Source organism: Streptomyces sp. NPDC000880 (assembly GCF_053599675.1).
This window is the reverse complement of record NZ_JBSFMS010000077.1, coordinates 19849-33101: the sequence shown is the minus strand read 5'-3', so window position 1 is coordinate 33101 and position 13253 is coordinate 19849. Positions and strand designations below refer to the sequence as shown.

The following is a 13253-nucleotide window of genomic DNA, read 5'->3' as shown; positions in this document are numbered from 1 at the left end:
GTGAGTACCGCGTACGCGGTACTCACGCACCGCCCCACCGTTGCCGGCCGGGTCCTTGACACGGCGAACTCCCGATTACGGCCATCGGGTTGGCCGTGCACATCCAGTCGCTGCCCGCCGGAGCGAAGGTCTCCCGGCTCAGCGGTCGGCCAGCGGTGCCGGTGCCTCCTGGACCACCCAGCCGTTGCCGTCGGGGTCCTTGAAGAACATGAACGAGTTCCAGGTGTCGCCGCTGCCGTCCTCCCAGCCGTTCGCGCCCAGGTGCTGGACGTTGCTGACCTCCACGCCACGGTCGGCCAGTTCGGAGTGGGCCGTGTGGATGTCCGTCACGCACAGCTGGAGGCCCTGGAGCGAGCCGGGTTCCATCGCGCGCTGGCCCGGGGCAGGAGGCATGCCCGAGATGAGGGCGATCGAGCAGCGGGAGCCCGGTGGGGTCAGCTGGATGATGCGGACGTCGTCGCTGATGCGGGTGTCGGTGTCGACCTTGAAACCGCAGTTGTCCTCGTAGAAGCTTTTCGCCCGGTCCAGGTCCGTGACCGGAACGGTGACGACTTCGAGCGTCCATTCCATCGGTGCTGCTCCCTATCACTGTGCGAATCACTGTGCGAACTGGGTGAACTGCCAGCGGGTCTGGGCGTACGGGTCGCCCTTGCCGAAGCCGAAGGCCGTCCGTGGCTCCACGCGGAAGACCAGGGCGGGGCCGCCGTCGCCCACGAAGGTGCCGTCGCGGACGTCGAACTGCCAGTCCGTGCCGTACTTCTCGGTGTACGCGGCGGCCAGTGAGCGCAGTCGCGCCTCGTCACTCACGCGCGCCGCCGTGCCCTCGATCACCAGGTCGTAGCCCTCTTTGAGGGCATTGGCGCCAGTGGTGAGGACCACCTCCTGATTGTCGCGGAGGTTCCTGGCCTTGCGCTCGTCGGCGCCGGTGCAGAAATGCAGCCCGCCGTCCTGCCACACGGCGATCAGCGGGGTGACGTGCGGGCGGCCGTCGGGGCGGACCGTCGACAGCCAGAAGATCTCGGCGGCCTCCAGGAGGGCGACCGCCCGGTCCCAGTCGGCGGCCGTGGCCTTCGGGTCGCTGTAGCGGGCGTCCAGCTCGGCCACCGGGGTCCGCTCGGGCAGGTGCGTGCTTTCAGGCATGGCGCGGTCCTCACACATTCGGGGTCACCGAATGTGTTGACCGCGCCCGGCCCCCGTACTCATCGGCCGGCGGTCATCCCGCCGGATGCCAGGCTGCGCGCAAGGGCGAGGATTAAGGGCGAGGATCACCGGGGTCCCTCGCGGGCCCCTGCGGCTAGGCTCGAACCCGTACCTTGATCGGGATCGAACCGGACATACCTTGACCGGGCAGGACGGGAGACGGCGGGATGACGGTGCCGGGGCGCAGAAGCAGTACCTTCACGCGACTGCTGCGGCACGGCTTCACCGATCCCTCCGCCGCCGAGCGGCTCCTCGGCCTCCCCGACATGGCATCCGTACGAAGCGACCCCGTGCTCCTCGACACGCTCGGCGCGGTCGCCGATCCCGACCTCGCGCTCCGCAGCCTCGTACGGCTCGTGGAGGCGCAGAAACCGGCGGTCCGGCAGAGCCTCCTCGACACCCTGGTCACAGCGAAGCCCCTCCGCGACCGGCTGCTCGGAGTGCTCGGCGCGTCCGAAGCGCTCGGCGACCATCTGGCCCGCCACCCGAGCGACTGGAAGGCCCTCGTCACCTACGAGGCGACCGATCTGCACCCGGGCGTCGAGGAGTTCGAGCGCTGCCTCGCCGATGCGAACGACCCGGTCACACTGCGGATCGCCTACCGGCGGTGCCTGCTCTCCATCGCGGCCCGCGATGTGTGCGGCACGACGGACGTCGCCGAGACCGCCGCCGAACTGGCCGACCTCGCAACGGCCACACTGCGGGCCGCCCTCGCCATCGCCCGGACCGCCGCGCCCGCCGACGCCGCGCTGTGCCGGCTCGCCGTCATCGCCATGGGCAAGTGCGGTGGCCACGAGCTCAATTACGTGTCCGACGTGGACGTCATCTTCGTCGGCGAGCCGGCCGAGGGCGCCGACGAGAGCAAGGCCATGCAGGCCGCGACCCGGCTGGCGTCCCACCTGATGCGGATCTGCTCCGAGACGACGGTCGAGGGCACGATCTGGCCGGTCGACGCCAATCTGCGGCCCGAGGGGCGCAACGGCCCGCTGGTGCGCACTCTCTCCAGCCATCTCGCGTACTACCAGCGCTGGGCCAAGACCTGGGAGTTCCAGGCGCTGCTGAAGGCCCGGGCGGTCGCCGGGGACCCCTCGCTCGGCGAGGACTACATCGAGGCCGTCTCACCGCTGGTGTGGCAGGCCGCCGATCGCGAGAACTTCGTCGCTGACGTGCAGAAGATGCGCCGCCGCGTCGTCGACAACATCCCGGTCGCGGAGGTGGAGCGCGAGCTCAAGCTGGGCCCCGGCGGGCTGCGGGACGTCGAGTTCGCCGTACAGCTGCTGCAGTTGGTGCACGGGCGCAGCGACGCGACCCTGCACAGCGGCAGCACGCTGGACGCGCTGCGGGCGCTGGCGGCAGGCGGCTATGTCGGGCGGGCGGACGCGGCGCAGCTGGACTCCGCGTACCGCTTTCTGCGCGCCATGGAGCACCACATCCAGCTGTACCGGCTGCGGCGTACGCATCTGGTGCCGGAGGACGAGGCCGATCTGCGGCGTATCGGCCGCTCACTCGGACTGCGTACGGACCCGGTCGCCGAGCTCAACAAGGAATGGAAGCGCCACGCGTCGGTGGTGCGGCGGCTGCACGAGAAGCTGTTCTACCGGCCGCTGCTCGACGCCGTCGCACAGCTCACACCCGGCGAGACGCGGCTCAGCCCGGAGGCGGCGCGGCAGCGGCTCGAGGCGCTGGGCTACGCCGATCCCGGCGCCGCCCTGCGCCATCTGGAGGCGCTGTCGTCGGGTGTGACCCGCAAGGCCGCGATTCAGCGGACCCTGCTGCCCGTGCTGCTCGGCTGGTTCGCCGACTCGTCCGACCCGGACGCCGGGCTGCTGGGCTTCCGCAAGGTGTCCGACGCGCTCGGCAAGACGCCCTGGTATCTGCGGCTGCTGAGGGACGAGGGCGCGGCCGCGGAGAACCTGGCGCGGGTGCTGTCCGCCGGGCGGCTCGCCCCCGATCTGCTGCTGCGGGCGCCCGAGGCGGTGGCCCTGCTCGGCGACCCGGAGGGCCTCAAATCGCGCGGCCGGGATCATCTGGAACAAGAGATCCTGGCGGCTGTCGGGCGCGCGGACACGGCGGAGGCGGCGGTCGCCGCGGCCCGTGGCGTGCGGCGGCGGGAGCTGTTCCGTACCGCAGCGGCCGATCTGATCGGTTCGTACGGCACCGAGGACAGCCCGGCCGAGGCGGACCCGGGGGCGCTGGTGGACCGGGTCGGGAACGCGGTCACCGACCTGAACGCGGCGACGCTCGCGGGCGCGCTGAGGGCGGCTGTGCGGGAGCACTGGGGCGACACGTTGCCGACGCGGTTCGCGGTCATCGGCATGGGCCGCTTCGGGGGGCACGAGCAGAGTTACGGCTCCGACGCGGATGTGCTCTTCGTGCACGAGCCGCGCGAGGGGGTGGACGAGCAGGAGGCGACCCGCACCGCGAACACCGTCGTCACGGAGATGCGCAGGCTGCTGCAGGTGCCGACGGCGGACCCGCCGCTGCTGATCGACGCGGATCTGCGGCCGGAGGGCAAGAGCGGCCCGCTGGTGCGCACGCTCGCCTCCTACGAGGCGTACTACCGCCGGTGGGCGCTGGTATGGGAGAGCCAGGCACTGCTGCGGGCGGAGCCGATGGCGGGCGACATGGAGCTGGGCCGGCGCTTCGTGGACCTGATCGATCCGTTGCGCTACCCCGCCGAGGGGCTGGGCGACGACGCCGTACGCGAGATCCGCCGGCTGAAGGCCCGGATGGAGTCCGAACGCCTCCCGCGGGGCGCGGACCCGACGCTCCACACCAAGCTGGGCCGGGGCGGGCTGAGCGACGTCGAGTGGACGGTCCAGCTGTTCCAGATGCGCCACGGCTGGGCGGAACCGGGCCTGCGCACGACGCGGACCCGTGAGGCGCTGGCGGCTGCCCACGCGGCGGGTCTGATCGCGACGGAGGACGCGCAGATTCTGGACGAGGCGTGGGTGCTGGCGACGCGGGTGCGCAACGGCGTGATGCTGGTCCGCGGCCGCGCGGGGGACACGTTCCCGTCGGACGCGCGCGAACTGGGGGCGGTGGGGCGGTACTTGGGGTACGGGCCGGGCCACGTGGGGGACATGCTGGACGACTACCGGCGGATCACGCGGAGGGCGCGGGCGGTCGTGGAGGAGTTGTTCTACGGGGCGTAGGCACGCGGGCCGGTCTGGGTATCGCCGGCCCTAGCGGCGCGAGAAGCTCAGCGCGCGAACCACCCGCGGGCGGCTCGCCTCCTCTTCCACCGCCGGGACCCCCCGCGGCAGCTGGTGCGGATACGCCCGGAACCACGCGTACGACAACACGAAGCCGAAGGCCAGGCAGATCATGCCGCCCACCGCGTCCAGCCAGAAGTGGTTCGCGGTGGCCACGATGACGACCAGCGTCAACGCCGGATACAGCAGACCGAGGATCTTTCCCCACGGCGCCGACACCAGCGCGAAGATTATGACGCCGGACCAGAGCGACCAGCCGATGTGCATCGACGGCATCGCGGCGTACTGGTTCGACATGTTCTTCAGGTTGCCCGAGGCCATCGAGCCCCAGGTGTGGTGGACCAGGACCGTGTCGATGAAGTGGTTGCCGTTCATCAGCCGAGGCGGCGCGAGCGGATACAGGTAGTATCCGACCAGCGCCACACCTGTCGTCGCGAACAGGACAAGACGGGCAGCCGCATAGCGGCCCGGATGGCTCCGGTAGAGCCACACCAGCACGCCGATCGTCACAATGAAATGCAGCGTGGCGTAGTAATAGTTCATCGAGACGATCAGCCATGTCGCCGAATTCACGGCGTGGTTGACCGTCTGCTCCACTGCCAAGCCGAGCGACCGCTCGGCATGCCAGATCCAGTCCGCGTTGCGCAGCGCCTGTTCCTTCTGCTCCGGAACGGCATTGCGGACCAGCGAATACGTCCAGTAACTCACCGCGATCAGCAGGATTTCGAACCAGATCCGCGGGCGGCCGGGCGACCGTAGCTGCTGCAGCCGACTGCGCGACGGCGCTTCGGTGGCCTCGTCCACCATGGGTGACGGGGTGGCCGTCCGGCCTTCCATAGATTTCACGGTCGATTCACCCATAGGACGAGAGTCTGCCAGATGCTTCCTCCACACTGATCGTCCCCCGGTAGCGTTCGGGGCGCACCCCCTACTCCTTACGGACGACCCACGGCTCCGGGTCCTGACGCGGTTGAACCACGAACCACCAGCTCAGGCATGAAGACGAATTCACTGTGTGGGGCCGGGGTGCCGCCGATCTCCTCCAGGAGCGTGCGGACCGCCGCCTGACCCATCGCGGGCACCGGTTTGCGTACCGTGGTCAGCGGCGGATCCGTGAAGGCGATCAGCGGAGAATCGTCGAAACCTACGACAGAAATGTCGTCCGGCACCTCAAGCCCCCGCTGCCGCGCCGCCCGTATCGCCCCCAGCGCCATCATGTCGCTCGCGCACACCACCGCCGTGCATCCGCGGTCCATCAGCGCCGATGCGGCCGCCTGACCGCCCTCCAGGGTGTAGAGGGAGTGCTGGATGAGATCGGTCTCGATCGTCTGCGGATCCAGTCCCAGCTGGTCCTGGACCGCGCGGACGAAGCCCTCGATCTTCCGCAGTACGGGAACGAAGCGCCGCGGCCCCAGCGCCAGACCGATCCGAGCGTGACCGAGTGACGCCAGATGCGTCACCGCGAGCTGCATCGCAGCCCGGTCGTCGGGGGAGATGAATGGCGCCTGCACCTTCGGCGAGAAACCGTCGACGAGCACGAAAGGCACGCCCTGCGCCCGCAGCTGCTCGTACCGCTGCATGTCGGCACTCGTATCGGCATGCAGTCCGGATACGAAGATGATGCCGGAGACTCCCCGGTCCACGAGCATCTCGGTCAGCTCGTCCTCTGTGGACCCGCCCGGGGTCTGCGTCGCAAGCACCGGGGTATAGCCCTGGCGGGTCAGCGCCTGCCCGATGACCTGGGCCAGGGCGGGAAATATCGGGTTCTCCAGCTCCGGCGTGATCAGTCCGACCAGGCCCGCGCTGCGCTGGCGCAGCCGTACGGGACGCTCGTAGCCAAGGACGTCGAGCGCGGCGAGTACGGACTGGCGGGTGGTCGCGGCGACACCGGGCTTTCCGTTGAGGACGCGGCTCACCGTCGCTTCGCTGACCCCCGCCTGGGCTGCGATGTCTGCCAGTCGTGCGGGTGCGGTCACAGGATTGGACTGTACCGGGCGCATCTCAGACTGCCCACCAAACGCACGTTTCTCCCGGAATACGGACAGTGCCGCCGCTGAACTCGAGGGCGGCGGTGGCGAGTACCGGCCGTCCGGGGACGGGCAGTTCGGCCTCACAAGCCAGCGTGTTGAGGGTGCAGACCAGACCCGGCCGGCGGAAGACCAGCACGCCGTCGGGGCCCGCCAGCCACTCCATCTCCCCGTCGCCGAGGCCCGGCAGGTCCTTGCGCAGCGCGAGCGCCGAGCGGTACAGCTCCAGCGTCGAGCGCGGATCGCCGGTCTGCGCCTCGACCGAGAGCTCCTTCCAGGACTCGGGCTGCGGCAGCCAGCTGGTGCCCGGGCCGAAGCCGTACGGAGCCTGCTCGCCCGACCACGGCAGCGGCACCCGGCAGCCGTCGCGCATCCCGTCCTGGCCGGCGCCGCGGAAGAACGCCGGGTCCTGGCGCACCGCGTCCGGCAGATCGGTGACCTCCGGCAGACCCAGCTCCTCGCCCTGGTAGATGTACGCGGAGCCGGGCAGCGCCAGCGTCAGCAGCACCGCGGCCCGGGCACGCCGCAGGCCGCACTCGTCGGAGAACACGGGCGCGCCGCCGTAGCGGGTGGTGTGGCGTACGACGTCGTGGTTGGAGAGCACCCATGTCGTCGGCGCTCCCACCGACGCGGTCGCGGCCAGCGACTCGTCGATGACCTTCCGCATCGCGTCCGCTTCCCAGGCGCAGGTCAGGAACTGGAAGTTGAAGGCCTGGTGCAGCTCGTCGGGGCGTACGTACAGCGCGAGCCGCTCGGCCGAGGGTGCCCACGCCTCGGCGACCCCGATGCGGTCGCCCTCGTAACTGTCCAGCAGCCACCGCCAGGAGCGGTGGATCTCGTGGACGCCGTCCTGGTCGAAGAACGGCAGCACCTGCGCGCCGATCAGCTTTGCCTGCTCGCTCAGCCCGATGTCCGGCAGTCCCGCCGCCTTGACCATGCCGTGGGCGACGTCGATACGGAATCCGTCGACGCCCAGATCGAGCCAGAAACGCAGGATCGACTCGAACTCCTCGCGTACGGCGGGGTGCTCCCAGTTGAGGTCGGGCTGCTCGGGCGCGAAGAGGTGGAGGTACCAGTCGCCGCTCTCAGTGCGGGTCCAGGCCGGGCCGCCGAAGACGGACTCCCAGTCGTTGGGCGGCAGTTCGCCGCCTCGGCCCTTGCCGGGGCGGAAGTGGTAACGGTCGCGCTCGTCCCCTCCGGCGAGCGCGGCCTTGAACCAGACGTGCTCGTCCGAGGTGTGGTTCGGCACGATGTCGACGATGACGCGCAGCCCGAGCCGGTGCGCTTCGCGTACGAGATCGTCGGCGTCCGACAGATCGCCGAACAGCGGGTCCACGGCACGGTAGTCGGCCACGTCGTAGCCGCCGTCGGCCTGCGGGGACGCGTAGAAGGGAGTGAGCCACAAGGCGTCCACGCCCAGGTCCGCGAGGTACGGCAACCGCCCGCGGATGCCCCGCAGATCGCCGATGCCGTCCCCGTCGCTGTCGGCGAAGGAGCGCACGTACACCTGGTAGATGACGGCGTCCCGCCACCAGCCCGCCGAGTGCGCGGCAGGCTGGTGGCGGAGGGTGGGAGCGAGCTCCTGGGTCATTTGCGTTCCCTTTTAGGTCGTCAAATACGTCGTGCTGTCTTATATGGGGATGTCCCGCACCCCCTGGTCAACGCGTGGTGCGCGGACCGGATACGAAGTCTCCCGGTCAGCCCTTCGTGCCGCCTGCCGTGAGGCCGGCCACCAGATGCTTCTGGGCGAAGAAGAAGAGCAGGCCGGCGGGGAGCAGGATCAGCACCGACGAGGCCGTCATCAGGCCCCACTCGGCCCGGTGGGGGCCGACGAAGGTCTGCAGACCGACCGAGAGGGTGTACTTCCCTTCGCTGCTCATGAACTGTGAGGCGAAGGCGACCTCGCCCCAGGCGGTGAGGAAGGTGTAGAACGCGGTCACCGCCAGGCCCGGTCGGGCGAGCGGCACGATCAGCCGCCAGAACGTGCCGAACGGCGACAGTCCGTCGATCCGGCCCGACTCGTCGATCTCGGCGGGGATGGTGTCGAAATAGCCCTTGAGCATCCACGCGCAGAAGGGCACGGAGAACGAGCAGTAGGTGAGGATCAGACCGCCGTACGAGTCGAGCAGGCCCAGCTTCCCCATGATGTTGTAGAGCGGCACGATCAGCACCGCCACCGGGAACATCTGCGAGATCAGGAAAGACCACATCAGCGACTTGTGACCGGGAAAGCGCATCCGAGAGACCGCGTAACCGGCGCTGGCCGCGATCAGCACGCCCACCAGCACGGTGCCGCCTGCTATCACGACCGAGTTCAGGAACCAGGTCGCGAACTCCGTGTCGCCCAGCACATGGCTGTAATTGTCGAGCGTGAAGCCGCTCATCTCCATCGGGTGGGTCCAGCCGTTCTCACCGCGGATGGAGACCAGCACGATGAAGGCGATCGGGAACAGGGCGATGACGGAGGCGAGGATGAGGGCGGCGTGCAGGGCGATCGACGCGCCCTTGGACCGCTCGCCCCGCGCACGTACGGACGGGCGCGCGGAGATGCGGGTGGTGGCCGGTATCACTGCTTCCTTGACGGCACTCACTTGGCGACCTCCTGACGGCTGAGCATCCTGCGGTAGAAGACGGAGAAGACCAGGAGCAGGGAGAGGATCACGATGCCGTACGAGGCGGAGCCCGCGTAGTCCCGTACTCCCTGGAAGGCGAGGCGGTAGGCGTACGTCACCAGGATCTCGCTCTCGGTGCCGCCGGCCTGCCCGATCACGAGGTAGATGATCGGGAACATGTTGAAGGTCCAGATGGTGCCGAGCAGGATGACGGTGGAGCTGACGGGCCGCAGACCCGGCATCGTCACATTCCAGAATCGCTGCCAGTGCGAGGCGCCGTCCATTTCGGCGGCCTCGTGCAGCTCTCGCGGTATGGACTGCAGGCCGCCGAGAATCGCGACCATCATGAACGGCACGCCGAGCCAGGTGTTGACCGCGATGACCGACAGCTTCTGGATGGTCGGGTCGCCGAGCCAGTCGACCGCACCGATGCCGATCTTGGACAGCAGCTCGTTGAGCACGCCGTTGTTGGTGTTGTACATCAGCTTCCAGGCGAACGCGGCGACGAAGGCCGGGACCGCCCAGGGCAGGATCAGCAGCACGCGGTACAGGGCGCGGCCGCGCATCTTGCGGTTGAGCAGCATCGCGAGCGCAAGGCCGATCGTGTAGTGCAGGAAGACGCAGCTCGCGGTCCAGATGACGGTCCACGTGAGGCGCGGATAGAACGATCCCTCCTTGCCGGAGAGGATGTTCCAGTAGTTGTCGAGGCCGACGAACTCATAGCTCGCCGGGACCTCGAAATCACCGATCGTCCGGCCGATGTTGGCCTCATTGGCGTCGGTGAAGGAGAGATAGATGCCGCGGCCCAGCGGATAGCCGACGAGCACGGCGAGTACCACCACCACGGGCAGGACCATGGCCCACGCGTACCAGTGGGTGGTGAAGGACCTTCTGGTCCGGACTACGAGGGTGCTCATCTCTCTCCGTACGTACGGGGTTGGTCAGTCACGGCGGACCGGCCCGGTCGGCTGGGCGCGTGGGGTCCGTCCCACGCGAGGCGGGGACGGATCCCCCAGCCGACCGGACCGGAGTCTGGCGTCAGCCGATCTTGTAGTCCTTCAGGAGCTTGGTGTTCCACTCCTTGGCCAGCGCATCCAGGCCCTCCTTCGGCGAAACATCGCCGCGGAGGATCTTCACGTAGTGCTGGTCGTACGCGACGAACAGGTCGCCGACGCCGGGGATCACCGGGCGGGACTTGGCAACGGTGAGCGCCTGCTGGAAGGCCTTCTTCGCCGGGTCGGCGGTGACGGCGTCGGTGTACGCGGACTTGCGCGTCGGGAGGGTGTTGATCTCCTTGGCAGTGAGCTCCTGGCTTTTCGCGGAGGACATGAACTTCACGAAGAGGTACGCCGCGTCCTTGTTCTTGGAGCCGCGGTAGACGGAGTAGTTGTGACCGCCGATGGGCGCCGCGGCCTTGCCGGAGGAGCCGGCCGGGACGTTCGCGATGCCCAGGTTGTTCTTGTCCTTGAAAGCCTTGCCGCTGTAGTCGTCGGAGACCGACCAGGGGCCGTTGATCACCATGGCGACCTTGCCGTCCTTGAAGGACGTCTGGGCCGCGACATAGCCGTCGGTGGTGGCGGGCTTGAGGGCGACGTCGGACTGGACCAGCTTGAGCGCGGTCTCCATGCCCTTGACGGCCTCGGAGGAGTTCACGGTGATCTTCTTGCCCTCGACGTCGAGCATGTCCGCGCCCTCGCCGTACAGGAGCGGCAGCGAGAAGTAGCCCTCGGGGTTGAGCTGGGTGCCCGTGATACCCGTCTTCGCCTTGATCGTCTTGGCGGTCGCGATGAACTCGTCCCAGGTGGCCGGCGGCGCCGCGATGCCGGCCTTCTTGAAGATCTCCTTGTTGTAGAGGAGACCCAGGGTGTCGGTGACCTGCGGCACGCCGACCGTCTCGCCCTTCCACTTGGCGGTGGAGAGCGGGCCGGGCAGGAAGTCGCCGGCGTTGTCCAGCGCCGGGGTGTTGTCCAGCGGCTGGAGGTAGCCGAGGTTGGCGAACCCGGCCGACCAGCCGACATCGGTGCGGATGACGTCCGGCGCGCCCTTGCCCGACTGGGCCGCGGTCTTGAACTTCTGCTCCGCCTGGTCGAAGGAGACCGGCGTACGCGTCACCTTGATCTTGGGGTATTCCTTCTGGAACGCCGCGACCAGCTTGTCGTACGTCGGACCCTCGGCCTCATTGGAGGTGTCCCACCAGGTGATGGAACCGGTGACGCCCTTGGGGTCCTCCGCCGCCTTCTTGCCGCTGCTGTCGCTACCGCCGTCGCTGCCACCGCAGGCGCTGGCGGTAAGAGCCAGTACGCCGACGATCGCGGCGACCGATATGCCCTTGCGCATCGTGATCTCCTCGTTGAGGTCAGGCCCTGCCTGTCCCTCGGGCCGGGCTGCTGCGGCGTGAAGTTAACAGTCTTGCAAGACCTTGCGAAAGAGCTTGCAGAAAGAAAGCGGCAAGGTTTCCAGGTTGTAACCTCCTTGTGTCCTGGGGCTTGACCGCGGGGGATGCTCCTCCTACGGTCTGCTGCGCAGCAGGACATGGCACTTGCTGCAAGAGCCGCAAGAAACTTCAAGAGCCTTTTCAGGCATGGCGCGTTGTCTCACGAGGCTGCTCAGTCACTCGCACTTCCCCCCCACGCATGCACAGCGTTGTGCAGGAGGAGATATGGCCAGCAGACCTCTGGCTGCCGCACTCGCCCTGGTGGCGGGCGCGGCAGTCGCCGTGACCGGACCGCCGGAAGCCGCCGACGCGGCGCCGCCGGGCAGCAAGGACGTGACCGCCGTCCTGTTCGAGTGGCGCTTCGCCTCGGTCGCCAAGGCGTGCACCGAACAGCTCGGACCTGCGGGCTATGGATTTGTTCAGGTTTCACCGCCGCAGGAGCATGTCCAGGGCGGTCAGTGGTGGACCTCGTACCAGCCCGTCAGCTACAAGATCGCCGGCCGTCTCGGTGACCGCGCGGCGTTCAGCGCCATGGTGAACACCTGCCATGCGGCGGGCGTCAAGGTCGTCGTCGACAGCGTCATCAACCACATGGCGTCCGCATCCGGCACCGGCACGGGAGGCTCGTCGTACGAGAAGTACAACTACCCCGGCACCTACTCGGGCGCCGACATGGACGACTGCCGCTCGCAGATCGGCGACAACTACGGCAACCGGGCCAACGTCCAGAACTGCGAGCTGGTCGGGCTCGCCGACCTGGATACCGGCGAGGAGTACGTACGCGGACGAATAGCCGCATACCTGAACGATCTTCTCTCGCTCGGCGTCGACGGCCTCCGCATCGATGCCGCCAAGCACATGCCGGCGGGTGATCTCGCGAACATCAAGTCCAGGCTCAGCAACCCGGGCGCGTACTGGAAGCAGGAGGCGATCTACGGCGCGGGCGAGGCGGTCTCGCCGAGTGAGTACCTGGGGACGGGGGACGTCCAGGAGTTCCGCTACGCCCGCGCCCTCAAGCGGGTCTTCAACAACGAGAACCTCGCGTATCTGAAGAACTACGGCGAGGGGTGGGGGTACATGGAGTCCGGCAAGTCCGCGGTCTTCGTCGACAACCACGACACCGAGCGCGGCGGCGACACCCTCAACTACAAGGACGGCGCGAACTACACGCTGGCGAATGTCTTCATGCTGGCGTGGCCGTACGGAGCGCCCGACGTCCACTCCGGCTACGAATGGTCGGACAGGGACGCGGGGCCGCCCAACGGCGGGACGGTGAACGCGTGCTGGCAGGACGGCTGGAAGTGCCAGCACGCCTGGCGCGAGATCGCCTCGATGGTGGCCTTCCGGAACGTGGCGCGCGGTCAGGGCGTCACGAACTGGTGGGACAACGGCGGGGACCAGATCGCGTTCGGGCGGGGTTCGAAGGCGTACGTGGCCATCAACCACGAGGCCTGGGCGCTGACGCGTACCTTCCAGACGTCACTGCCGGCCGGTGACTACTGCGATGTGCAGAACGGCAGGGGGGTGACGGTGAACGGCTCGGGCCAGTTCACGGCGACGCTCGGCCCGAACACGGCGGTGGCGCTGCACGCGGGCGCGCGCAGCTGTTAGGCCCTGTCCGGGGGGCGTCGGTGGTTGCCGAGCCTCCTGGCCTGCGGCGGCCATGTGCCGCCCGCCTTGCCGGGCCGCGCACTGGGTTCGCCTGCTTGTGGGAGTGAGGGCGGGCTCGTGCCCCGACCCGGGCGCGTCCGGTGTCGCCGGGTCC

9 protein-coding genes and 1 pseudogene are annotated in these 13253 nt (G+C 68.7%); 2 read left to right on the top strand and 8 right to left on the bottom strand.

Translation table 11 applies throughout. The annotated features are described in order from the left end of the window. Positions 1–138 precede the first annotated feature (138 nt). Together ACWDO5_RS23195 and ACWDO5_RS23190 are read right to left on the bottom strand one after the other, a co-directional pair. Complete coding sequence (locus tag ACWDO5_RS23195; protein ID WP_450532258.1) at positions 139–570, bottom strand: VOC family protein; 432 nt, start codon at positions 568–570, stop codon at positions 139–141. Between the two features lie 27 nt (positions 571–597). Next, positions 598–1140 carry a pyridoxamine 5'-phosphate oxidase family protein gene (locus tag ACWDO5_RS23190; protein WP_450532257.1) on the bottom strand — a complete coding sequence of 181 codons (543 nt, stop codon included), beginning with the start codon at positions 1138–1140 and terminating at the stop codon, positions 598–600. A gap of 227 nt (positions 1141–1367) precedes the next feature. Here ACWDO5_RS23190 and ACWDO5_RS23185 point away from each other — a divergent pair, with 227 nt between their 5' ends. Next, positions 1368–4355, top strand: coding sequence for a bifunctional [glutamine synthetase] adenylyltransferase/[glutamine synthetase]-adenylyl-L-tyrosine phosphorylase (locus ACWDO5_RS23185; RefSeq protein WP_450532256.1), 2988 nt, complete (start codon positions 1368–1370; stop codon positions 4353–4355). Between the two features lie 30 nt (positions 4356–4385). On the opposite strand, the gene ACWDO5_RS23180 is transcribed toward ACWDO5_RS23185, so the two are convergent. From ACWDO5_RS23180 to ACWDO5_RS23155, 6 genes are all read right to left on the bottom strand, one after another. Further along, complete coding sequence (locus ACWDO5_RS23180; RefSeq protein ID WP_450532255.1) at positions 4386–5276, bottom strand: phosphatase PAP2 family protein; 891 nt, start codon at positions 5274–5276, stop codon at positions 4386–4388. Positions 5277–5350: 74 nt separating this feature from the next. Further along, entirely contained in the window at positions 5351–6415 is a 1065-nt protein-coding gene (locus ACWDO5_RS23175; RefSeq protein WP_450532254.1) for a LacI family DNA-binding transcriptional regulator, read from the bottom strand. A gap of 1 nt (position 6416) precedes the next feature. Further along, positions 6417–8033 (bottom strand): glycoside hydrolase family 13 protein, encoded by a 1617-nt coding sequence (locus ACWDO5_RS23170; protein WP_450532253.1) that lies wholly within the window; start codon positions 8031–8033, stop codon positions 6417–6419. 106 nt (positions 8034–8139) lie between these two features. Further along, positions 8140–9033 carry a sugar ABC transporter permease gene (locus tag ACWDO5_RS23165; protein WP_450532252.1) on the bottom strand — a complete coding sequence of 298 codons (894 nt, stop codon included), beginning with the start codon at positions 9031–9033 and terminating at the stop codon, positions 8140–8142. Beyond that, positions 9030–9971 (bottom strand): carbohydrate ABC transporter permease, encoded by a 942-nt coding sequence (locus ACWDO5_RS23160; RefSeq protein WP_450532251.1) that lies wholly within the window; start codon positions 9969–9971, stop codon positions 9030–9032. The genes ACWDO5_RS23165 and ACWDO5_RS23160 overlap by 4 nt, the downstream gene beginning before the upstream one ends. Positions 9972–10092: 121 nt before the next feature. Then, positions 10093–11391, bottom strand: coding sequence for an extracellular solute-binding protein (locus ACWDO5_RS23155; RefSeq protein WP_450532250.1), 1299 nt, complete (start codon positions 11389–11391; stop codon positions 10093–10095). A gap of 322 nt (positions 11392–11713) precedes the next feature. Between ACWDO5_RS23155 and ACWDO5_RS23150 the strand changes: the two are divergent. Continuing rightward, a pseudogene (locus ACWDO5_RS23150) lies at positions 11714–13096 on the top strand (alpha-amylase); the annotation flags it as partial. Between the last annotated feature and the right edge of the window lie 157 nt (positions 13097–13253).

What these genes read in the sequence shown, in the direction of transcription:
- ACWDO5_RS23195 (WP_450532258.1), bottom strand. Translation starts at nt 570, where the DNA reads ATGGAATGGACGCTCGAAGTCGTCACCGTTCCGGTCACGGACCTGGAC.
- ACWDO5_RS23190 (WP_450532257.1), bottom strand. Translation starts at nt 1,140, where the DNA reads ATGCCTGAAAGCACGCACCTGCCCGAGCGGACCCCGGTGGCCGAGCTG.
- ACWDO5_RS23185 (WP_450532256.1), top strand. Translation starts at nt 1,368, where the DNA reads ATGACGGTGCCGGGGCGCAGAAGCAGTACCTTCACGCGACTGCTGCGG.
- ACWDO5_RS23180 (WP_450532255.1), bottom strand. Translation starts at nt 5,276, where the DNA reads ATGGGTGAATCGACCGTGAAATCTATGGAAGGCCGGACGGCCACCCCG.
- ACWDO5_RS23175 (WP_450532254.1), bottom strand. Translation starts at nt 6,415, where the DNA reads ATGCGCCCGGTACAGTCCAATCCTGTGACCGCACCCGCACGACTGGCA.
- ACWDO5_RS23170 (WP_450532253.1), bottom strand. Translation starts at nt 8,033, where the DNA reads ATGACCCAGGAGCTCGCTCCCACCCTCCGCCACCAGCCTGCCGCGCAC.
- ACWDO5_RS23160 (WP_450532251.1), bottom strand. Translation starts at nt 9,971, where the DNA reads ATGAGCACCCTCGTAGTCCGGACCAGAAGGTCCTTCACCACCCACTGG.
- ACWDO5_RS23155 (WP_450532250.1), bottom strand. Translation starts at nt 11,391, where the DNA reads ATGCGCAAGGGCATATCGGTCGCCGCGATCGTCGGCGTACTGGCTCTT.